Origin of the sequence: Collinsella aerofaciens, from assembly GCF_018785245.1 — a bacterium.
GTDB lineage: Bacteria > Actinomycetota > Coriobacteriia > Coriobacteriales > Coriobacteriaceae > Collinsella > Collinsella aerofaciens_AD.
This window is the reverse complement of sequence record NZ_WQPL01000002.1, coordinates 16,874-37,626: the sequence shown is the minus strand read 5'-3', so window position 1 is coordinate 37,626 and position 20,753 is coordinate 16,874. Positions and strand designations below refer to the sequence as shown.

17 protein-coding genes are annotated in these 20,753 nt (G+C 60.0%); 12 read left to right on the top strand and 5 right to left on the bottom strand.

What is annotated here, in order from left to right; genetic code table 11:
- The first annotated feature begins 195 nt into the window (after positions 1 to 195).
- The 5 genes from ruvC to GPK39_RS00405 all read left to right on the top strand — a co-directional run bounded on the left by ruvC (position 196) and on the right by GPK39_RS00405 (position 5,385).
- The gene (ruvC, locus tag GPK39_RS00425) at positions 196 to 717 is read left to right on the top strand and encodes a crossover junction endodeoxyribonuclease RuvC (protein WP_022095142.1); all 522 of its coding nucleotides are present in this window, start codon (positions 196 to 198) and stop codon (positions 715 to 717) included.
- Positions 717 to 1,337 (top strand): Holliday junction branch migration protein RuvA, encoded by a 621-nt coding sequence (ruvA, locus tag GPK39_RS00420; protein ID WP_215673363.1) that lies wholly within the window; start codon positions 717 to 719, stop codon positions 1,335 to 1,337. Before ruvC ends, ruvA begins: the two co-directional genes overlap by 1 nt.
- Positions 1,337 to 2,404 carry a Holliday junction branch migration DNA helicase RuvB gene (gene ruvB / locus GPK39_RS00415; protein ID WP_215673362.1) on the top strand — a complete coding sequence of 356 codons (1,068 nt, stop codon included), beginning with the start codon at positions 1,337 to 1,339 and terminating at the stop codon, positions 2,402 to 2,404. The genes ruvA and ruvB overlap by 1 nt, the downstream gene beginning before the upstream one ends.
- A gap of 144 nt (positions 2,405 to 2,548) precedes the next feature.
- Positions 2,549 to 4,216, top strand: a complete 1,668-nt coding sequence (locus tag GPK39_RS00410) for a formate--tetrahydrofolate ligase (RefSeq protein ID WP_215673361.1) — start codon at positions 2,549 to 2,551, stop codon at positions 4,214 to 4,216.
- Positions 4,217 to 4,395: 179 nt separating this feature from the next.
- Positions 4,396 to 5,385: a hypothetical protein gene (locus GPK39_RS00405; protein ID WP_215673360.1), complete on the top strand. Its 990-nt coding sequence runs from the start codon at positions 4,396 to 4,398 to the stop codon at positions 5,383 to 5,385.
- An 18-nt stretch (positions 5,386 to 5,403) separates the two neighbouring features.
- On the opposite strand, the gene GPK39_RS00400 is transcribed toward GPK39_RS00405, so the two are convergent.
- Positions 5,404 to 6,585 carry a cation diffusion facilitator family transporter gene (locus GPK39_RS00400; RefSeq protein ID WP_215673359.1) on the bottom strand — a complete coding sequence of 394 codons (1,182 nt, stop codon included), beginning with the start codon at positions 6,583 to 6,585 and terminating at the stop codon, positions 5,404 to 5,406.
- A 218-nt stretch (positions 6,586 to 6,803) separates the two neighbouring features.
- Between GPK39_RS00400 and GPK39_RS00395 the strand changes: the two genes are divergently transcribed.
- On the top strand, positions 6,804 to 8,141 hold the full coding sequence (locus tag GPK39_RS00395) for a TFIIB-type zinc ribbon-containing protein (RefSeq protein WP_215673358.1): 1,338 nt from the start codon (positions 6,804 to 6,806) through the stop codon (positions 8,139 to 8,141).
- A 426-nt stretch (positions 8,142 to 8,567) separates the two neighbouring features.
- On the opposite strand, the gene GPK39_RS00390 is transcribed toward GPK39_RS00395, so the two are convergent.
- The gene (locus tag GPK39_RS00390) at positions 8,568 to 9,617 is read right to left on the bottom strand and encodes a PDDEXK nuclease domain-containing protein (RefSeq protein WP_215673357.1); all 1,050 of its coding nucleotides are present in this window, start codon (positions 9,615 to 9,617) and stop codon (positions 8,568 to 8,570) included.
- A gap of 168 nt (positions 9,618 to 9,785) precedes the next feature.
- On the opposite strand from GPK39_RS00390, the gene GPK39_RS00385 reads away from it, so the two are divergent.
- Positions 9,786 to 10,055: a hypothetical protein gene (locus tag GPK39_RS00385; RefSeq protein ID WP_138340451.1), complete on the top strand. Its 270-nt coding sequence runs from the start codon at positions 9,786 to 9,788 to the stop codon at positions 10,053 to 10,055.
- A gap of 96 nt (positions 10,056 to 10,151) precedes the next feature.
- Here the strand turns inward: GPK39_RS00385 and GPK39_RS00380 are convergent, their stop codons facing one another.
- The 3 genes from GPK39_RS00380 to GPK39_RS00370 form a co-directional block, all read right to left on the bottom strand.
- Entirely contained in the window at positions 10,152 to 12,647 is a 2,496-nt protein-coding gene (locus GPK39_RS00380; protein WP_215673356.1) for a phosphatidylinositol-specific phospholipase C, read from the bottom strand.
- 305 nt (positions 12,648 to 12,952) lie between these two features.
- Positions 12,953 to 13,546, bottom strand: coding sequence for a hypothetical protein (locus GPK39_RS00375; protein ID WP_055310220.1), 594 nt, complete (start codon positions 13,544 to 13,546; stop codon positions 12,953 to 12,955).
- 241 nt (positions 13,547 to 13,787) lie between these two features.
- The gene (locus GPK39_RS00370) at positions 13,788 to 14,387 is read right to left on the bottom strand and encodes a hypothetical protein (RefSeq protein WP_215673355.1); all 600 of its coding nucleotides are present in this window, start codon (positions 14,385 to 14,387) and stop codon (positions 13,788 to 13,790) included.
- Between the two features lie 405 nt (positions 14,388 to 14,792).
- Between GPK39_RS00370 and GPK39_RS00365 the strand changes: the two genes are divergently transcribed.
- The 5 genes from GPK39_RS00365 to GPK39_RS00345 all read left to right on the top strand — a co-directional run bounded on the left by GPK39_RS00365 (position 14,793) and on the right by GPK39_RS00345 (position 20,449).
- Positions 14,793 to 15,425 carry a cyclodeaminase/cyclohydrolase family protein gene (locus tag GPK39_RS00365; protein ID WP_161159940.1) on the top strand — a complete coding sequence of 211 codons (633 nt, stop codon included), beginning with the start codon at positions 14,793 to 14,795 and terminating at the stop codon, positions 15,423 to 15,425.
- Between the two features lie 2 nt (positions 15,426 to 15,427).
- Positions 15,428 to 16,282, top strand: coding sequence for a bifunctional 5,10-methylenetetrahydrofolate dehydrogenase/5,10-methenyltetrahydrofolate cyclohydrolase (locus GPK39_RS00360; protein WP_215673354.1), 855 nt, complete (start codon positions 15,428 to 15,430; stop codon positions 16,280 to 16,282).
- A 355-nt stretch (positions 16,283 to 16,637) separates the two neighbouring features.
- Complete coding sequence (locus GPK39_RS00355) at positions 16,638 to 18,161, top strand: C69 family dipeptidase (RefSeq protein ID WP_215673353.1); 1,524 nt, start codon at positions 16,638 to 16,640, stop codon at positions 18,159 to 18,161.
- 99 nt (positions 18,162 to 18,260) lie between these two features.
- Positions 18,261 to 18,677, top strand: coding sequence for a hypothetical protein (locus tag GPK39_RS00350; protein WP_215673352.1), 417 nt, complete (start codon positions 18,261 to 18,263; stop codon positions 18,675 to 18,677).
- An 8-nt stretch (positions 18,678 to 18,685) separates the two neighbouring features.
- Positions 18,686 to 20,449, top strand: coding sequence for an ABC1 kinase family protein (locus GPK39_RS00345; protein ID WP_215673351.1), 1,764 nt, complete (start codon positions 18,686 to 18,688; stop codon positions 20,447 to 20,449).
- Positions 20,450 to 20,753: the final 304 nt, after the last annotated feature.

The window sequence follows — 20,753 nt, the reverse complement described above, 5'->3', positions numbered from 1 at the left end:
CGACCCGCGGTCACGAGCGGGGGCTCCTGTCGTTTCCGTGCCCCTGGATTGGGTCATAGTGTCTGACTTATGCTCAACCTATGGTTCAACCTTGCTTGCTAGATACGGTCGCTGTTGTGTTATTCTAGAACAGACGTTCGTGAATGATGCGCGGGGCCTTGTCTTGCGCTGTGCTTGTGGCGAGGGGAGGTTAGCTTGGTTATCTTGGGCATCGACCCCGGTTTGGCCCATACGGGTTGGGGGATTATCGAGGAGCGGCGCGGCGAGGTTCGCTGCCGTGCCTACGGTTGCATCGAGACCAGCGCGGGCAGTCCGCTCGCGGTGCGCCTGTCGCATATCGCCCATGACCTTAAGGATGTCGTCGAGCGTTATCGACCCGACACGGCTGCTGTCGAGAGCATCTACTTTGGCGCCAACGTTCGTTCGGCCATCCCCACGGCGCATGCCCGCGGTGCTGCGCTTGTGGCGCTTTCGGAGTGCGCGCTCGAGATTGGCGAGTACACGCCTATGCAGATCAAACAGGCTGTGGTGGGCACCGGCGCCGCGGACAAGCGGCAGGTCGCCTACATGGTACGCACGCTCACACAGCTCGACCACGACCCGCATCCCGACCATGCCGCCGATGCCCTGGCCTGCGCCATCTGCCACGTAAACCTCAGCCGCACCCGCGCCCTCACCGGTGGCGAGTTCTATCAACAGAGAGGAACCGGATACTGATGATTTCCCAGCTCCACGGAACGCTTGTCGAGGCCACGATGAGCTCTGCTGTCGTCGATGTGTCGGGCGTTGGCTTTGAGCTCGGCATTTCGGGCAGCACTGCGGCCACGTTGCCGACGCCCGGTGGCGAGGTCCGTCTCTACACGCGTATGCAGGTGCGCGAGGACGCCATGACACTTTTCGGTTTTTCCTCAAAGGATGAGCGCACGATGTTCGACCGGCTCGTGTCCGTCTCGGGCGTTGGCCCGCGCCTGGCGCTTGCCGTGCTTTCCACCTATACCGTGGGGCAGCTGTATTCGCTGGTGATGGCCGAGGACGACAGGGGCATGGCCAAGGTACCCGGTGTGGGCAAAAAGACAGCTCAGCGCCTGATCCTGGAACTCAAGAGCACCTTTGCCAAGGATAAGGGCTTTGTGCCGGTCGACGTGATTCCCGGACAGGTTGCGATGCCCGTGCCCGCTGCCGCTCCCTCGGCGATCGACGATGCCCGTGCGGCACTCCTTTCCATGGGCTTTAGCCCGCAGGAGACCGATGTTGCCCTGAGCGGGTATGATGGGCAGAATATGCGTGTCGAGGATTTGCTCGGCGCGGCGCTTAAGCGACTTGGAATGGATGCGTGATGTGGGAAGCCGATGACTCTCAGGACCTGTGGGCGACGCCCGGCAACTCGCCGGCGGCATCCATGGCGCACGGCGAGCGCATGGTGGGCTCGGGGCTGACGGCCGAGGACCTCGATGTCGACCGCACTTTGCGCCCCCAGCGCCTGGACGATTACTGTGGCCAGGAGCACATCAAGCAGAGCCTGCGCGTGTTGATCGAAGCGGCGCAGAGCCGTGGCGAGACGCTCGACCACGTGATTTTCTCGGGTCCTCCGGGCCTGGGCAAGACCACGCTGGCCACCGTTATCGCCAACGAGCTGGGCGCTCAGATCAAGACCACGAGTGGCCCTGCCATCGCGCGCACGGGCGACCTGGCGGCCATCCTTACTAACTTGCAGCCGGGTGATGTGCTGTTTATCGACGAGATCCACCGCCTCAACCGTTCGGTCGAGGAGGTCCTGTACCCCGCGATGGAGGACTTTGCCCTCGATATCGTGATTGGCAAGGGTCCGGCGGCGCGCTCGATTCGCCTGGATATTCCCAAATTTACGCTGGTAGCGGCAACGACCCGCTCAGGCATGTTGACAGGCCCGTTGCGCGACCGCTTTGGCATTTCATATCGCCTGGATTACTACACGGTCGAGGAGCTCGCGCAGATTGTGACGCGCTCGGCGACTATCCTGGGCGTGACGATCGATCATCCCAGTGCACTCGAGATCGGCTCGCGTTCGCGCGGTACGCCACGTCTTGCCAACCGCCTGCTCAAGCGCGTGCGCGACTATGCACAGGTGCGCGGCAACGGTCCCATTGAGCTCGATATCTGCCGTCAGGCGCTCGAGTTCTTCGAGATCGACGAGCTCGGTCTGGACTGGATGGATATTCGTATCTTGGAGACGCTTGCCAAGACGTTCTCCGGTCGTGCCGTGGGACTTACGACCCTTGCCAGCGCGGTGGGCGAGGACCCGGGCACGCTCGAGGATGTCTATGAGCCCTATTTGCTGCAGTGCGGGTTGATGATTCGTACGCCGCAGGGCCGTCAGGCAACCCTTCGCACCTTTGAGCACCTGGGGATTGAACCTACCGTTTAGGGCGCTTTGTTTTGGCGGGCTGTTGGACTATCGCTGGGCATCGGGTAAACATATCGCCGTTCATCGGTTATGGGCGTTTTACTATTGCGCGCCCGTGCTATGCTGAATTGGTCTTTTTCTCATTCGGTAACGAAAGGACCGCCCATGCCTACTGACATCGAAATCGCACGTTCTGTCACGCCACTGCCTATTACCGAGGTGGCCAAGAACGCCGGCGTCGACGTTAAGCACCTGATTCCGTACGGCTTCGACAAGGCTAAGGTCGACTATTCACTGCTCAACGAGCCGACTGATCACCAGGCCAAGCTTGTCCTCGTGACCGCTATCAACCCAACGCCCGCAGGCGAGGGCAAGACCACCACGACCATCGGTCTGGCAGATGGCCTGCGTCGTCGCGGTATCAAGAGCGCCGTGGCCCTGCGTGAGCCTTCGCTTGGTCCCGTCTTTGGCGTCAAGGGCGGTGCTGCCGGCGGCGGCTGGGCTCAGGTCATCCCCATGGAGGATATCAACCTGCACTTTACCGGCGACTTCCACGCTATCGGTGCCGCCAATAACCTGCTGGCCGCCATGCTTGATAACCACATCCAGCAGGGCAATCAGCTCGGTATTGACGTTAAGCGCATCACTTGGAAGCGCGTCGTCGATATGAACGACCGTCAGCTGCGCCACGTCATCGACGGCATTGGCGGTAAGGCCCAGGGCGTGCCGCGCGAGGACGGCTTCGATATCACCGTTGCCTCCGAGGTCATGGCAATTCTGTGCCTGTCTACGAGCATCAGCGACCTCAAGGAACGCTTGGGCGAGATTGTCGTCGGCTATAGCTTTGCCGGCGAGCCCGTCCGTGCCCGCGACCTTAAGGCCCAGGGTGCCATGGCCGCGTTGCTTAAGGACGCGCTCAAGCCCAACCTGGTGCAAACGCTCGAGGGCACGCCCGCGTTTGTCCACGGCGGTCCCTTCGCCAACATTGCCCACGGCTGCAACTCTATCATGGCCACGCGTATGGCGATGCGCTTTGGCGATGTTGCCATTACCGAGGCCGGCTTTGGTGCCGATCTGGGAGCCGAGAAGTTCCTCGACATTAAGTGCCGCATGACGGGCGTTCGCCCCAGCGCCGTCGTGGTCGTTGCGACCGCTCGTGCGCTGAAGTACAACGGTGGCGTCGCCAAGGCCGACCTCAACGAGGAGAACCTCGAGGCACTCAAAGCCGGCATGCCCAACCTGCTGCGTCATGTCGACAACATCCAGAACGTTTATGGTCTGCCCTGCGTGGTCGCCATCAACCGCTTCCCGACGGACACCGAGGCCGAGCTTGCGCTTATCGAGTCCGAGTGCCAGAAGCTCGGCGTCAACGTTAAGCTTTCCGAGGTCTGGGCCAAGGGTGGCGAGGGCGCGCTCGAGCTGGCCGATGAGGTCATGCGCCTGATCGAGCAACCGAGCGAGCTCAAGTTTGCCTACGAGGACGGCGCCGATGTGGCCGATGCCCTCGAGGCCGTTGCCACCAAGGTCTACCGCGCCGACGGCGTTGACTTTACGCCGGCCGCCAAGCGCCAGCTCGCCGAGCTGCGCGAGAATGGCTTTGGCAACCTGCCGGTGTGCGTCGCCAAGACGCAGTACAGCTTTAGCGACAACGCCAAGGCCCTGGGCGCTCCCGAGGGCTTCCGCATCACCGTGCGCGAGCTCAAGGTTTCCGCCGGTGCCCACTTTGTGGTCGCGCTGACCGGCAGCGTTCTGACCATGCCCGGCCTGCCCAAGGTTCCCGCGGCCGAGAACATCGACGTCGACAACGACGGCAACATCACCGGCCTGTTCTAAGCCTGCTGCTCATAGCCGCTTGCCCGCCCCGCCGTGCCCACAAGGCCCTGCGGGGCTTTTTGATCCTTAGGCCCGCGCATGTCTTGTAGATACCGACGGACTCTGCCCATCATAGGCTTTTGCGCGGGTAGAATGCATGGATAACTTGATGCTTACAGGCGACGGAAAGGAATCGCTGCATGGATCAGGACAAGACAACCGTGATGGGCGGTTACGGTTCCGCGCAGGCTGGCGATAGCGCCGATGCGACCCGCGTTGTTCCCAACCCCGGCTATACCGACCCCGCCGCGACGCAGCCTTCTGCCGAGCCCACCCGGGTTATGGGCTATGGCGACTCGGCGCAGGATTCTTACGCTGCATCTTCGCAAGGCCCCTATGGCAACGCAGCTCCGGACCCGTTTGAATACGCGCCGCAGGATTCTTATGCCGCCTCGACGTCGAATCCCTATGATGACCTGCCGCAGAATCCCATTCCGCAGCCTCAACAGACGACGTATATGCCTCGCACGGCGCAGCCTCGCTACGAGTCGCGCGAGCCGTATCGCGAGTACCCCAAGTCGATTCCGCAATATGGCGAGGACGAAGAGAGGAAAACGTCGCGTTCGTCGAGCGTGATCAAGAAGATCCTCATCGTACTGGCGATCTTCTTTGCGCTGTCGGTTGTGTTTGCCATTGTGTCGGGCATGCTCAACAAGCGAGGGAGCTCAACGGCCGATACCACTGCCGAGCAAACCGAGTCCGCCTCGTCTGGCACTGTCGATCTGAGCGATATCCCGGGGCAGTACTGGTCCAACGCCAAGAAGCTCCTCAAGTCGCGCGGAGCCGACCTTTCGAACGCCGTGATCCTGACCGACGATGGCTCAACGCCCGTCATCGATTCCAACTGGGTTGTTACGAATGCCTACTATAACGACAACGGCAACCTGGAGGTTCAGCTCACGCACAAGAACAGCTCGGGCAACTCGTCCGGCGGCCAAAGCGGTACCGACAGCTCGAGCTCCAATACGCTGGAGGACTTGAGCAACAAGGCACAGGAGTTGGGAGACAAGGCACAAGAGCTGGGCGATACGGCACAAAACCTGGGCGATACCGCGCAGAACTTGGGCGACATGGCGACGGGTGCCTGGAACGCCCTACAAAACGGTATCTCGGGCGCGCAGGGAAACTAGCGGACGAGCGGAGCGGGGCTACAGCTGCTCGGCAGGTCGCTCGGGCGAACTAAAGCCCGAGTCAAACGTAACAACGCATGAGGCATCGGGTCGGCGCTCGTGCACGATGCGCGTGACGAGCTCCAGCAGCTCCTCGTCGGATATGTCAAAGCCGTCGGGACGCACCAGGTCAAACGAAACGAACCCGTCGTGCTCGTGCAGGTCGTGGATGGAGAGCGCGGGATCGATCTGCATGACGCCGCGTTTGACCCAGCCGCGCAGGTCGTCGCCGGTGGTGGCGATGGGGTCGCAGTGCAGCGTGATATCGATGCCCATCTGGCGCTTGATGTCGTGCTCGATGGTGTCCAGGATCTCGTGGTGCTCAAACGCGTCGCCCTCGCCAGGCATCTCCACGTGGGCGCTGGCAAACTGACGACCGGGGCCGTAGTCGTGCACCATGAGGTCGTGTGTGCCCAAGACCTGCGGATAGGACATGATCTTGTCGCGGATTGCCTGTACGAGTTTGGGGTCGGGTGCCTGTCCCAGCAGCGGGCTGATGGCGTCGCGCACCAGGCCCATGCCGCTGATGCAGATGAAGATGCCCACACTCAGGCCTGCCCAGCCGTCGAGGTCAAAGCCTGTCGTCTGCGAAATAAGCGCCGCCACCAAGACCGAGCCCGAGGTGATGACGTCGTTTTTGGAGTCCTGTGCCGTGGCGATGAGCGTCTCCGAGTCGATGCGGTCGCCCAGCGTGCGGTTGAACGCTGCCATCCAGAGCTTTACGAGCATGGACGTAGCCAGTGCCGCAAGGGAAATGAACGTGTAAGCGGTGGGCGAGGGCTTGATGATCTTGGTGATCGACTCGAGGATTAGGTTGATGCCGACGGCACAAACCAGGACGGCGACAAACAGACCGGCCAGGTACTCGTAGCGGCCGTGGCCGTAAGGGTGGCCCTCGTCTGCCGGGCGGCTGGCAAGGCGGAACCCGAGCAGGCTCACGATGTTGCTCGAGGCATCGGAGAGGTTGTTGAAAGCGTCGGCGATGAGGGAGACGGAGCCGGCGAGCAGGCCCGCGATGCCCTTGGCCAGGCACAGGGTGATGTTGAGGCCAATGCAGATGAGGCTTGCGGCAAAGCCCGCGTTGGTGCGGCAAGATGCATCGACCGGCTCGCCCTCGCTGCCGGGAACAAGCGTATGTACCAGCCGATTTACAAATAGCATAGCGGTCGTCCTCACAATCATGTTTAAGGGGATAGTGTAGCTCGCGCGGGGGCGCCGTGCACCGATGCTCAGAAAATGCAGCAATAGTCTGCCGGTGCTAACGAGCGAGCCTTCTCGTCTGCCTGGGTGGTCCATTTTGGGCCACATGGGTATGGGCATGTGCCTGTTTGCTCGACATACTTAATGTCGACAGCCCCTGTGCAAAGGAGGACGTTTCCATGGACGAGATGTTTGCCATTAAATGTCAAAACTGCGGCGGCCCTATGTACTCGCACCAGGCTAAGCGCAGCTTTGAGTGCGCCTATTGCGGCACGGTGGTTCCGTGGCAGGCGGACGCCGGAGAGCCCAAGAGCGCTTTGGGTATTCGCCATACGCCGTTGACGGTGGTGGATGGACTGCTCAAACTCACGCATGTGTCGCAACTCGAGCGCCCGCAGGACCCGGACTGGTATTTCTTCAATGCGCACTGGCGCAATCAGTCGGTCTTGGAACATCTGCTGTGGGAGGATCGCGGCACGGCGCAGGAGTTCCAAGAGGCCACGCATGTGAGCATTCCTTGCCCCTTCTGCGGAGCGTCCTTTGAGGGCGAGTCAACGCAGCGTGTGTTTGAGTGCCCGTCCTGCGGCAACAAGATCGGCATTGCGGACCTGCTCAAGCCGGGGACGTTTAGCAAGCGCCTGACCATGGGCGTTGGTGCGGAGTATGTGCCCGAGCAGGGTATTCCCTGCGAAATCTCGCCGCAGCAGGCACGTGCCAACGCGCTGCAGCTGGTGCGCCAGTATCCGGATGCCTTTGCCGGGCACGACGTGGAAGACGCGATCCAAAACGACATGATGCTCTTCTATTTCCCCATGGCGCTGGCGGACTTGCGCATGATGGCGAGCTTCCCGGGCAAGGGCCTGAGCAAGGAGGCCTTGGTGTACTACGAGGTGCTCGACTGGGCATACCCCAGGGCAAACTACCTGGACGTTCGCCTCATGGGCATTTTGGAGCCGTGGGACTTTGCCAAGGTCGGTCCGTTCGATCCCGCCATGCAGGAAGGTGACTTTCGCGTCGTCTCAGTCGATGCGTCTACCAAGGACCAGGTGGTCATTGATAAGTTGGCGCTCGACGTTGCGGGCAACGACGCCGAGGCTGTACTGGGGCTCAATAAAAAGAGCATTCGCATGTGGGCGCGCAAGGCCCGCAAACATAAGGACGGCCTGGTGATGGTGCCGGTCTACTTTGTCGATCGTCCGGCGACAGACGGCCGCGATGGCGAGCAGGTGCGCATTGCCGTAAACGGCCAGACGGGCCGTGCGGCCGCGGTGGTGTTTAGCGACAAGCGCGAGACGCATATCGTGGCGCCGCTCAACCCGAGCCTGCATCTGTCCGGTGAGAGCACCGTGCACGCCACGCCCGTCGAGGTCAAATATGTTAAATCGCCCTTCCTGTACCAGATCGTGCGCCGTGGAGGCGGCGAGCAACCGCGCCAGGTTGCAGCCGCCGTCGAGGGTTCCTACCGAGAGGAGAAGCCCAAACGCCGCGGTCTGCTGGGTGCGCTATTTGGGAAGTAGGGGGGGTAACGCCGGTTGTTGCCGTAACGTGATGGCCGGGGGTGTGGGGCGGCTCTCAGGAGTGCGGGCTGCCGTCTGATTGTTTGAGGGTGCCAGATGTAAATAAACAGTGGAGCGGCTGCAAAAGAGCCTCCTCACTGGGTAAAATCAGGTTGTGCCGCGGAACCCGCTCCTCAGCTAGTCACACTTCGGAAGCGCGGGCAACGCAGGTATTATCGTCTAAAGGGCCGGCTGCAACCGGCCCTTTTCTGTGGCAGCCAATGGACCCACATCAGACGAAGGCCGCGTCTTTGCCTGTCAGGTCACGCTCGCCAGCCACGGCTAGAATGTCGTTGCCGGCGTCCATGACCGGTATTGTTTCGTAGCGTGCTTCGCAACCGCGAGTGCGCCTGCGACGGCTGCGGCGGCTTCGGTCGCAACGTGCTGCTACCCTTGCGTTTCGCCATTAGTCGCTTCGTTGATGGCGCGGTACTCGGCGCTTAGTTCGCGCGCCAGCTCTTCCTTGCTTGGAAGATACGGCAGGTATTTGGCGGCAAACACTTGGTCGTTGTCTTCGGGCAGCGTGTACTCGACAATCGAATCGCTTTTGTCCGCGCAGAGCACGATGCCTATGGGCGGATTGTCGCCTTCGTTCATGAGCTCGCGCGTGTAGTAGTTCACATACATTTGCATCTGGCCCAGGTCCTGATGCGTAAGGTCGTCCGTCTTAAGGTCGATGAGCACGAAGCAGCGCATCAGATAGTTGTAAAAAACAAGGTCAATATAGAAATGGCGCCCATCAAAGGTGATGCGCTTTTGGCGCGCCTCGAAAGCGAAACCACGGCCAAGCTCCAGCAGGAACTTCTGAAGATGCGTGATGAGCGCCTGCTCTAGATCGCTCTCGCGAAACGCAGTATCGTCCGAGAAACCTAAAAACTCCAGTACATACGGGTCGCGGATGATATCCTCGGGGCGACGAGCCGGGGCGCTCTTTTGGATTTCCTGGGTGACGGCCTCCTTGTCCTTGCTGGCAAGTAGGCGCTCGCGGAACATGGTGTTGATCTGGCGTTCGAGCTGACGCGTGCTCCAACGAGAATCGGCGCATTCGTTCATGTACCAGGTGCGAGCATCAGGGTCGAAAATGCGCATCAACCTGCGGTAATGAGTCCAGCTCAATTCGCTACGCAGTGCGTCGCGAATTGGAAACGCAAGAAAGAACTGACGCATATTGCGAAGGTTTGCGATGCCAAAGCCTCTTCCGAAATCCGCGGTAAGCCTTCTGGAGAGGCCTGCAATCAATGCCTCTCCATATGCTGCGCGCTCCTCTCCGCCCTGTTCATCTACAATACTCTTGCCGATCTCCCAATATGCCTCAACCATCGCAAAGTTAACGGCGGTATAGGCCTTGTCGCGAGCGGCGTTGAGAATCGAGGAGACCTGCTTGTAAAAACCTTCGGGCACGATTGCCGATTCTCCACGGTTTACTAGTTCACCCATCACTGTCGCCCCACTTTCCTCTTGTGGAATGCATCTTTAACGCATTTAGTTTAAAGCCTCGCGCGGACACGAATTGCTATGTTGTCTGGCACCTTCGCATGGGAGCCTTGCGGTGGTTAAAATGTGACCATAGAGGCAGTTTTAGCGAACCCCGCGGGAGTGACGCGTATGGACAACAACACGCTGCTGTTCCAGGACAAAGGTTCGGGTAGGTTTAAAGACGTCAAGATCTACCCTAACCGCATCGAGGTGCTCAAGAAGGGCACTTTTGGTGGCAAGCACACCGAGATTGTTTATCTTAAGGACATTACGGGGGTCAGCAGGATCAAGGGCCGCGACGTTTTCCTACGTAACAGGCTGTTGACTGCCTGTGTCTTTAGTCTGAGCAGCCGCTCCCAAGCTCAGGAGTTCGTGAATGCGCTGAACATGGTGATGTAGCCGATAACGGTGTTCGGGCTAAGGTAAAAATCGGGGCGCAGAACGGTATTCTGCGCCCCCCCCAATTGAGTCGATGTGTCTAAAAGGCGGGCTTGCCTATTCGCTGTCGTCCCCAACATTTTCGCGGTCATTGGCAAGCATCGCCGCGCCGGCGACCGTTGTCGCCACGGCGGCGGCAGCGAGCCCGGCGGCAACGCCAGAGCCGTCGCCCGTGTCGGCGAGTTTTCCGGTCGAGCCCTTGCTCTTGTTGCCGCCGCCGTTCTTGTCGGCGCCGTCTGCGTTGGAACCCGTGCCGCTACCGGTGCCGCCTGCACTGCCCGAGGCCGCTACGGTAAAGCTTGCGGCTCCATCGCTGGCGAGCGTGTAGCTCTGCGCCGCGTCGCCCAAGAGACCGTTCACGCGCACCCAGTACGTTCCCGCGGTAAATGCCTCGCCCTCGGCCATCGCCGTTCCCGGAGCGCCGTTCGCGTCGTGCACAAACTCGAGCTGGGCCGTGCAGGCGTCGGTTTCGAGCTTGCCCTCGAGTGATGCCGCAATCTTGGCGCGCACGTCTTCGCCGGCCTTAAGGCCTTCGAGTCCCTCAAAATGGGGCGTCAGCGCGCGTGGATCGATATCGATGGGCACGGAGCCCCGCAGCTCCGTAACGGTCTCGTTGCCCAAGGCGTCGACATCCACATATTCGATGGCAAACGCATGGCCCGAAGCTGCCACGTTGAGTACGTTGCTGCTGTCGACGAGGCGGAAATGACCCTCGCCAACGGTCTTGCCGTCCTGGAATGAGGCATCGCTCAGCGAGTCGCCGTACGTCATGCGCATGCGGGTCGGGAGATAGTACGGGAGATAGTACGAAGCCGTCTGCTTGTGCTCCGTATCGTAATTGCGCTGGTAGATGCTCCGGGCCAGCGCCGCATCAACAAAGTCGGATGCGATGATGCCAATGTGCTTGAGGTAATCTGACTTTGTATCCTCGATGCCGCTGGGATTGATGTACGGGCTCTTATACAGATGCTCGTTGACTACTCGTGCCGAGGTAAAAGGATTGCCTCCGTGCGACAAGCCCGTGCAGCTGGTGTAGTTGATAGACCAGCAACGCTCCAGGACTTTCTCCTTGGCCCCGTTATCGTCCTCGACATCTACCTCGTTGCGCGTGCGCCCGGTCGTTTCCTTCAGCGCATTATCGACCCAGCTGAGCTTGTCGGTTCCCGTGAGTTTGTACTTGTCCTGGGCGTATACCTTGGTGCAATAGGGCTCTTTGTCGCCTGTTTCCCCCGCGGCTTCAAAGCCCCGCGCGTCTTGGACGAGGCACATGGAACTGCTGTCGGTGTGCGCTGCGATTTTGTTATCCCATTCGGTGAGGTCGAGTCCCCACGTGTGGCCGCTTACGCTGTCGCCGTCGAGTCCAAATCGACGTAGCAGGACGATCTTTCCGCGCACCTCGCCCAGTGTGGGAACGCGGCTCGACGTATAGAACAGTTTGGGGTTGTCGTCCAAAACCTTGGCGAAAGCCGTCGTAACACTTTCGTCGGTAGCCTCGTCGTTGCCTCGTGATACAAGCATGATGAGCGCTTCTGTCGGGTTTTCGTTCAAAAACGTTTTGAAGTAGCCTATGACATCGGAAAGATGCAAAAAGTACGCGTCTTTTTTGAGCAGGTAGTACATCCCATGGTCGATGCCAGGGTTGTCGCCCTTTCCGAGACGGATATCAAAATAGCGAATGCCTTCGAGCAGCTGCGTGGGAATGTAATCCTGCTGGCATTTTACTTGCGAGGATTGGGGCTCAGTGTCGTTGTCCACGCTGCAGGTGCCCGAATCGTGCGTGCCCGGGATGCTCAGCTCGTCGAGGAACTTGTTGTCGTCGACGTATTTCATCCAACATGGCCCATCGACGTAGCTGCTGTACGTGATCCAGTCGAGGCTGCTAACCGTGGCATCGTTCTTTTTCATGTCGTAACCGATAAGTTCGAGCTCCCACGGAATGCTCTTACTCTTATTCTTATGGCAAATCTTATTGTTGTCCTGGTCTTCGCCGTTCGATTCTATTGCCAGGTACTTAATGTCTTTTTTCTCGGTTTCTTTCTCGACCGTGCGGTCTCGGATGATATAGGTTCCGTTTGATTGACGCTCGAACGCAAAAGAGCGACTGGGCTTGCCGTCATGCTCGCCACTCCATACGTGGATGACCTTTCCGTCTTTGTCCGAGTCGCCATCGACCGACCAAATGCTGTAGCCCGTCTTTTTATGCTCTTCGAAATTGAGCAAGGTGCGGATAGCATACCAGTTTGTATCGTCATTCTTGGTCGTTACGTTCTCAAGGATGAGCTTGCTGGACGTGCCGTCATTAAACAGATGGCAGACGTTGCCGATGACGTTGCCGTCTTCGTTAACGCTTGCGGTACGAAAATAGCCCGCGGGGCGAAGGCGAATGACGAAATTGTTGAGGCTGACCGACGCTGTGGCAGCGTCGTCTGCAAATGCCGCTCGTGGGCCAATGCCCAATGCCGCGGTTTCGGGCAGGCTTGCAAGTGGCGACAACGCCGCGAGTCCAAGGCCCAACGTAAATGCTCGGCGGCTGATGGCGTGGTGTTCGGTCATAACTTCTCCATTCGTAGAGTGCGGTTATGCGATAGTTTTGGTCACTATACTGCTCAGATGTTTAAAGATGCTGGTTTAATTGTCTGCGCGGCGCAATAAATCGGCGGGCGGACGTGTTGGGGTGTTTGTCGTTTTCGTACTGTTGCTACATTTGGAGCGGTTCCGGCGTCCGGCATCCTCGCGTTCGTTGGCTACCGGCATAAGAAAGGGAGGGTCGGTTTACCGGCCCTCCCTGGGTACGAAGCGCTGGGGTACCGCCGCTTGTTAGCACTGCGCCCGTGTTTCCCGCTGCGCTCGCCAGTTACTCAGCGCTTGATCTCGATATCGTCGAGCTTGACGTCCATGGCCTCGGTCTTGGCCTCGGCGATGTCGTCGGCAAATTCCAGAGACTTCATCATGGTCTCGACGGCGTCCTTGTGCTCCTCGACGTTGTCGATGCGCACATACACGCTGCCACCGTCAACGTCGGTGAAGTACTCGGTCGTCACGCCGCCCGAGTGTGTGTAGGAAGCGTTGCGCCAGGTCTTGCCGTTGTACTTGACGGGGTCATTCTCGGTCCACTCAAAGCTGGCATTCCACTTTGCCTCGTAGTCGAACAGCTCGTCGGCGTTCTTGTCAGAGTCGAAGACGGGGATGAAGCGATCACTGGCGTGCTCGCTCTCGGTGAACTTAAACTGGGCCCTGTCGGCGGTGTCGCCGGCAACGTCGGTAATCTCGACGCCCTCGGGAACCTCGACCTTAAACCAAATGAAGTCGGTCCTCATATCCACGGCTGGCTTTTCTGCCCCGCCGCCACCGCCACTTCCGGTAGCGTCGCCGCTGCCACCGCAGCCCACCAGGGCAACTGCGGCAAAGAGACTGATGCAGAGGGTGAGAATCGCAAAGGCCTTCTTTTTCATGGTCGTGTCCTCCTCGATCTGTAACCGCCCATGGATTACCTGTCTTTACTGTACGCGTGGACGGCTCGCTAGGGTGGGCCATGTGTCCCATTCTGAGGGCCGGATTTGCGCCGTTAAGTGGCAATATGTTCGGGCGCAAAAGAGGGGAGGGCTGGTGCTGTCGGCCCTCCCCGGGTTGGGCGCCCGTTGTTTTAATGGGGCGCATGTGCGCGGGTGCGCGTAGGCGCGTGCGGGTGTCCCGTTACCTGATCTCGATGCTCGAAATCTCGACTTCGCGTGCCTCGGAAACTGCCTCTTCCATGTCATCGGGGAACTCGATGGAGTTGAGGAGTGCCTCGGCTTCTTTCTTGTGCTGGTCGAAGTTCGAGATGAGGACGTAGACGCTTCCCGGCTCAACATCGGTAAAAAGCATGGTTGAGATGCCGCTGTTGTCCTCGTATGTTCCGACGAGCCACGTCCTGCCGTTATACTCGACGGACCCGCCATCCTTCCACTGGAACGTATCCCCCTTCTTTTCCGCCTGGTCGGCGTGGGATTCCTCGGCCGTCAGCGCTTTTTTCCAAACGGGGATAAAGCGATCGGCCGAGGCGTTCTCGTCTTCGGGGAAGGTGAGCTGGACCCTGTCGGCATTCTTGCCGGCAGAGTCGCTTACGCCGACGCCCTCGGGCATCTCGACCTTAAACCAGATGTAGTCGGTCTTCTTGGCGACGGGGGCCTTTTCCTTGCTCTCGCTCTTGGGGGCGCTGCCGCCGCCCGATGCGCTCCCGCCGCAGCCCACAAGGGCGAGCGCGGCAAAGAGGGCGATGCAAAGGGAAAGGATTGATAGGGTCTTTTTCATCATGGTGGCGTCCTCCTTGTCTGCTGATGACATCACGGCGCCGCATGCTGTTGGGGTACTGATTGCGCTGGCGGCGGATGTCTCTGTGTACTGTGCGACTTATGCCTCCGTTCATCGCTTGTGGCCGTTGCGCGGCCGTTCCCCAACGGGTTCCTTACTGGCCGTTCCCCAACGGGTTCCTTACTTATAGATATGCCCCAGCTTGTGCTGCTCGGGAGTCTCGAAAGGTTGGCCATGTGTCCCATGTTTGCGTTGGCATGGCCTATCGTGTGCCATAGAAATCCGCGATGGCCAGGTGCGCTGACGCTTATGTACTTATGGGCTAGACTAAGCACCATTATGTGATCGATGCGGTCGGTCGGCGGTTGCCGCCCGACCGATATATATGACTTGAAGGTGCGTGTGCGTATGAGCCAAGAGATGATGGATAAAACCTGTCGCGGTTTTGCCGAGGCGCTGGCCGCGCGCGAGCCAGTTCCCGGTGGTGGCAGCGCGAGCGCTTTTGTGGGCGCGCTGGGCGCCTCGCTGTGCGGAATGGTTGCCCGCTACGGTGCGACCAATCCCGCGCTTGCTGATCGTGCGGATGACCTGACGCGTGCGTTTGCCCAGGCAGACGAGTTGGCGCAGGAACTAGTGGGCCTGGTTGCCGAGGATGTGCGTGCGTACGGCCAGGTGTCTGCGGCATACGGTATTCCGCGCGAGGACCCGGCTCGACCGGCTGCGATTCAGGACGCGTTGCACGTGGCGGCCATGCCGCCGTATCGGATCATGGATGCCTGCGGGCGCGCGCTGGCGCTGCTCGAGGACATGGCAGACAAAGGCTCGCGCCAGTTGCTGTCCGACGTGGCGTGCGGTGCCGTGTTCTGCCGTGCCGCTATGCAGGGCGCGAGCTTGACGCTCTTTGCGAACACCACGTCTATGAAAGATCGCGCTCGTGCTGAGGAGCTCGAGACGGCGTGTGATGAGTTGCTCGACACATGGTTGCCGCGCGCCGATGCGCTGGCGCGCCGCGCCTCCGACGCTGCAAGGAAGAGAGGATAGCCATGGCTGAACTGCTGAAGGGTGCTCCCGTTGCTCGCGCTTTGACCGAGGAACTTGCTGCTCGCTGTGCAGCCCTGCGCGAACGTGGCGTTGTGCCGACGCTGGCCATTGTTCGTGTGGGCGAGCGCGAGGACGACCTGTCCTACGAGCGCGGTGCCCTCAAGCGCTGCGAGAAGGTTGGCATTGAGGCTCGCCGCGTTTTGCTTTCTGCCGATGTTTCGCAGGACGAGCTGTTGGCGGCCATCGAGGACATCAATACCGATTCGGCTGTTCATGGCTGTCTGATGTTCCGCCCGCTGCCCGCCGGGCTTGACGAGAATGCCGTCGCCGCAGCGCTCGATCCCGCCAAGGATGTTGACTCCATGACGCCGGCCTCGCTGCTTACCACGCTTTCGGGTCGTGGCGAGGGCTTTGCTCCCTGCACGGCCGAGGCCGTGTTGGCGTTGCTGGACCATTACAGTGTTGAGCTGGATGGGGCCAAGGTTGCGGTCGTCGGTCGGTCTCTGGTGATTGGTCGTCCCGTTGCCGCCATGCTTACGGTTCGCAATGCCACGGTGACGACGTGCCATACGCATACACGCGATCTTGCTGCCGAGTGCCGTTCTGCCGATATCGTTGTTGCGGCCGTTGGACGCGCGAGCACGATTGGCGCGGATGCCGTTCGCGAGGGCCAGACGATCATTGATGTTGGCATTAACTGGGACGAGGCCGCTGGCAAGCTGGTCGGGGACATCGATTTTGATGCTGCGGAGCCGGTTGTTGGTGCCATCACGCCCGTGCCGGGCGGCGTGGGAGCTGTGACGACGGCGATCCTCGCCAAACACGTGATTGAGGCGGCGGAGCGCGCATCGAAATAGGCGTTTTGGGCTGTTTGAGGGGGTTAGCTATATACCACGTGGTCAAACAATGCCAAATATGAGTACTGTTGCCAAGATAGTCACATATGTCTTACGTCTTTTTGGCTTCCTAACGGTATCCATTATCGTTAGGAAGCCTATTTTATTGAACTTATGGGGAATAACGTTGTCTTGCTTTTGGGCAAATGGGGATTTTCGGCACTCGTTACAGGGAAATTTGCTGCCACTAAATTGGTGACAGTACTCATATTTGGCATTTTTTGACCACAGGGGTTGCCGGTGCCGTGGTTTCGCCCTTTTTGCGTCGAAGCGATACACTGTTGCCGTTTGATTTCTTCGCTCAAGGAGGATGCGCATGCCGTGCACAACGATTTTGGTCGGTAAGAACGCGAGCTACGACGGGTCGACCCTGGTCGCGCGTAACGAGGACTCGTCCAACGGGGTGTTTGAGCCCAAGCGCATGCGCGTGGTGCATCCCGACGATCAGCCGCGCGTCTACACGAGCGTCCTGAGTCACCTGACCATTGAGCTGCCCGATAACCCCATGCGCTACACGAGCGTCCCCGATGTTGTCCCGGGCCATGGCATCTGGGCCGAGGCGGGCTTCAACGAGCTCAATGTTGGTATGTCCGCAACCGAGACGCTCACCACCAACGAGCGCGTCCGCGGCGCCGATCCGCTTGTGGACTACGTGCCCGCCAAGGGCAACGAGGGTGAGGACGGCTATGTGCCGGCACAGCCCGGCGGCTTGGGCGAGGAGGACATGGTGACCCTGGTGCTGCCGTATGCCAAGTCCGCCCGCGACGGCGTTCGTATCCTGGGCGACCTGCTCGAGCGCTACGGCACCTACGAGAACAACGGCATCGCCTTTAGTGATGTGGACGAGATCTGGTGGCTCGAGACCATCGGCGGTCACCATTGGATCGCCAAGCGCGTGCCTGACGACGCCTATGTGACCATGCCCAACCAGCTGGGTATCGACAGCTTTGACCTGGATGACGCCGAGGGCGCCCAGGCCGACCACATGTGCTCCGCCGACCTGCGCTCCTGGATGGCCGAGTGGCATTTGGACCTGACGCTGGGCGTTGAGGGCGACGGTCCGGCTGCGGTCTTTAACCCGCGCGAGGCCTTTGGCTCGCACAGCGACAGCGACCATGTCTACAACACGCCGCGCGCCTGGTACATGCAGCGCTGCCTCAACCCCAGTGACGTGTGGGATGGCCCCGACGCCGACTACACGCCCGAGAGCGACGATATCCCCTGGAGCCGCGTGCCCGAGCGCAAGGTGACCATCGAGGACATTAAGTACGTGCTTTCGAGCCACTACCAGGGCACGGAGTACGACTGCTACGGCAGCAAGGGCACGTCCGCCACGCGTGGCGCTTATCGTCCCATCGGCATCAACCGCAACAGCCAGCTCGCCGTGTTGCAGCTGCGCCCCTATGCGCAGCCGGCGTATCGCGCCGTGCAGTGGATGGCCTTTGGTTCCAACTCGTTTAACGCGCTGGTTCCGCTGTACGCCAACGTCGAGACCATGCCCGATTACTATGCCGACACGCAGGCTCGCGTGACGTCCGAAAACTTCTACTGGGCCAACCGCCTGATCGGCGCGCTGGCTGACATCCGTTTCCATGAGTGCGGCCGCGCCGTGGAGGACTACCAGGAGAAGGTCGGCGGCATGGGCCACAAGCAGATCCATGACGTCGACGCTGCCGTAGCCGCTCTGCCCGAGGCCGAGGTACCTGCCGAACTTGCACGCGCCAACGAGGCCTTTGCCGAGCGTGTTCGCGTGGAGACCGATGCTCTGCTGGGCAAGGTGCTCTACACCACGAGCTGCGCCATGAAGAATGCTTTCGCGATGAACGACAACGTGAGGTAGGGATTTCCCGTCGATCGAATAGCGCTAAAACGCTTTGTCGCTTTCGCTCAATCTTGGGTACAAGAACGCCAATGCAGTTGTTTGTGATTGGAGACAACCATGGTTATGAAACTCGATCAGCTTGTTAACGGCGCTATTAACGTGGGCTTCGGCGCCGCTGCCGTTGCCGTCGAGGGCAGCAAGAAGGTTCTCGACGACCTTAGCACCAAGGGCGAGCAGGTGCGCAAGGACGCAGGCGCCCCCGATATCGCCCGCAGCGTGTCCGACATGTTCGAGCAGGCCGGTGGCACCATCTCCGATCTGACCGAGCGCTTGGGCATGCAGGGCGAGACCGCGGCCCAGCGTGTACTTGACGAGCTCATCCTTGCCCGTGTCCGCGTTATGACCGCGTCCGAGCGCACGGCCTTCCTGGCCCATGTGCGCGACATCGTCGATTCGGTCGAGGACAATGTGACCTCGGTGCCCGTCGAGTCCGTTGAGCCCGACGATGCGAAGGATACCGAAGAGGCCGAGTAGCAGCGCAGATGGCAGATTCCACCACCGATTACAACAATCTAGATCCCTTGGGTGACGAGGCGGCGGTTGTCGATAAGGTCGATGCCGCCGTCTCGGGCGCTCGCAAGAAGCCGCGCGCTGTCGATATGGTCCCTGAGGAGCCCGAGGCGATGGCGCCGGATGAGGAATACCAGCTCACGCCGGCGGGTCGCCGCGAGCGCATCGGGCAGATTGTTCGCCTGGTCAAAAAGTACCGTGTGTGGGATAACCTCACGCCGGTTCGTTTGCGCCGCCTGCTCGAGGAGCTCGGCCCCATGTTCGTTAAGATGGGGCAGATTCTGGCCAACCGGTCCGAGATTCTGCCGCAACGCTTTTGCGACGAGCTGCGTCGTCTGCGCTCCGACGTGGAGCCGGTGCCGTACGAGGTCGTACTCAGCTGTCTGGAAGAAGAATACGGCCTGCGCCTGGGGGAGATGTTCGACGCGATCGACCCCAACCCGCTTGGTAGCGCATCGCTCGCGCAGGTGCACCGCGCTCGTCTGGTGACGGGCGAGGACGTGGCCGTCAAGGTGCAGCGCCCCGGTGCGCAGCAGGTTATGGCGCAGGACATCGATATCATCCGCTCGGTGGTGCGTATCGTTTCCAAGTTCGTCAACACCGATCAATTCGTTGACCTGCACGGCGTAGTCGAGGAGTTGTGGACCTCGTTTCGCGAGGAGACCAACTTTTTGGCCGAGGCCAAAAACCTCAACGACTTCTACGAGTTCCATAAGAGCGTTCATGGCGTGACGTGCCCTAAATCCTATCTGGACCTGTGCACCGAGCACGTGGTGGTTATGGACTACGTCGACGGCATTTCGATCGCCGATCCTGAACGCTTGGTGGCCGAGGGCTATGACCTGGAAAAGATCGGCTCGGCGATTGTCGAGGACTATTCGACGCAGGTGCTCGACGACGGCTTTTTCCATGCCGACCCGCATGCGGGAAATATCATCCTCAAGGACGGCATCGTCTACTTTATCGACTTGGGCATGGTCGGACGCATGTCGAGCCACGACCGCGGCATCGTCAAGGACATGATTTTCGCCGTGGCCGAGGGTGACGTGCCCAAGCTCAAGGATTCGCTCATGCGCTTTGCCGTGACGCGCGGCGATTCGGCTGAGCTCGATCATTCGGCCTTTTTGTCCGACTTGGACTTTATTGTTGCCGACTTTGCCGGGCTCGACCTTAAAGATCTGGATATCGGCGAGTTTTTGACCTCGCTGCTAAACTTGGCGCGCAAAAACGACGTTGAGCTGCCGAGCGTGGTGACAATGTTCGCGCGCGGCATGGTGACGCTCGAGGGTCTGCTGACCGAGTACATGCCCAACGTCAACATGATCCAGATCATTCAGGCTCATATCAAAAACGAGAAGAGCATCTATGCCCGCATGCGCGAGATGAGCCGCGACTTTGCCGCGAGCGGCTATCGCGCGGCAAAAGGCTCGCTCGAGGCGGCCGAGTATCTGGGCTTGGCTTCGCGTATGCTCACGCGCGGCCAGCTTAAGGTGAACACGCAGATCATGAGCAGCGATAAGGCGCTGCGACAGCTGGGCGGAATCATCGACCGCATGTCGATGGCGATTGTGATCGCCGGTCTGTTTATCGGTTCGTCGGTGGTGTACTATGCACGCATCGAGCCGGTTGTGTTTGGTATCCCAGTCATTGGCTTTATGGGCTACGTGAGCGCGCTGGTGCTGGCGCTTATGCTGGGTCGCAATATCTGGCTCAACAGCCACGGCGGCAAGCACTAGAGGCTGTGACCGTCACCACATTCTCCTATCGCAAACAATAGCTTTTACCTTGGGCTTCGCCTGCGTTCGAGGCCCTTTTGCGTGATAGCATATTGACGGTTTTAATCGATGGCCTAGATGGTGGTGCGGAGACGCACGAATGCGCGGTTTTCCTGCGCGTTTGGGAGAATCGGGGTGCAAGTCCCCGGCTGTACCAGTAACCGTAATTCCTCTTGGCTCGGGATGTTCGCGTCGCAGATCGGACGGCGCGCCCGAGTCGTTAAGGTTAAGTCGGATCGCCTCCCATCTTGCATGCGGCTGCGGC

Excerpts from the sequence above, each read along its gene's own strand:
- GPK39_RS00355 (WP_215673353.1), top strand. The coding sequence starts at position 16,638 with ATGCCGTGCACAACGATTTTGGTCGGTAAGAACGCGAGCTACGACGGG.
- GPK39_RS00385 (WP_138340451.1), top strand. The coding sequence starts at position 9,786 with ATGGACAACAACACGCTGCTGTTCCAGGACAAAGGTTCGGGTAGGTTT.
- GPK39_RS00365 (WP_161159940.1), top strand. The coding sequence starts at position 14,793 with ATGAGCCAAGAGATGATGGATAAAACCTGTCGCGGTTTTGCCGAGGCG.
- GPK39_RS00380 (WP_215673356.1), bottom strand. The coding sequence starts at position 12,647 with ATGACCGAACACCACGCCATCAGCCGCCGAGCATTTACGTTGGGCCTT.
- GPK39_RS00375 (WP_055310220.1), bottom strand. The coding sequence starts at position 13,546 with ATGAAAAAGAAGGCCTTTGCGATTCTCACCCTCTGCATCAGTCTCTTT.
- GPK39_RS00395 (WP_215673358.1), top strand. The coding sequence starts at position 6,804 with ATGGACGAGATGTTTGCCATTAAATGTCAAAACTGCGGCGGCCCTATG.
- GPK39_RS00400 (WP_215673359.1), bottom strand. The coding sequence starts at position 6,585 with ATGCTATTTGTAAATCGGCTGGTACATACGCTTGTTCCCGGCAGCGAG.
- GPK39_RS00360 (WP_215673354.1), top strand. The coding sequence starts at position 15,428 with ATGGCTGAACTGCTGAAGGGTGCTCCCGTTGCTCGCGCTTTGACCGAG.
- GPK39_RS00410 (WP_215673361.1), top strand. The coding sequence starts at position 2,549 with ATGCCTACTGACATCGAAATCGCACGTTCTGTCACGCCACTGCCTATT.
- GPK39_RS00345 (WP_215673351.1), top strand. The coding sequence starts at position 18,686 with ATGGCAGATTCCACCACCGATTACAACAATCTAGATCCCTTGGGTGAC.
- ruvB (WP_215673362.1), top strand. The coding sequence starts at position 1,337 with ATGTGGGAAGCCGATGACTCTCAGGACCTGTGGGCGACGCCCGGCAAC.
- GPK39_RS00350 (WP_215673352.1), top strand. The coding sequence starts at position 18,261 with ATGGTTATGAAACTCGATCAGCTTGTTAACGGCGCTATTAACGTGGGC.
- GPK39_RS00390 (WP_215673357.1), bottom strand. The coding sequence starts at position 9,617 with ATGGGTGAACTAGTAAACCGTGGAGAATCGGCAATCGTGCCCGAAGGT.
- ruvA (WP_215673363.1), top strand. The coding sequence starts at position 717 with ATGATTTCCCAGCTCCACGGAACGCTTGTCGAGGCCACGATGAGCTCT.
- GPK39_RS00370 (WP_215673355.1), bottom strand. The coding sequence starts at position 14,387 with ATGATGAAAAAGACCCTATCAATCCTTTCCCTTTGCATCGCCCTCTTT.
- GPK39_RS00405 (WP_215673360.1), top strand. The coding sequence starts at position 4,396 with ATGGATCAGGACAAGACAACCGTGATGGGCGGTTACGGTTCCGCGCAG.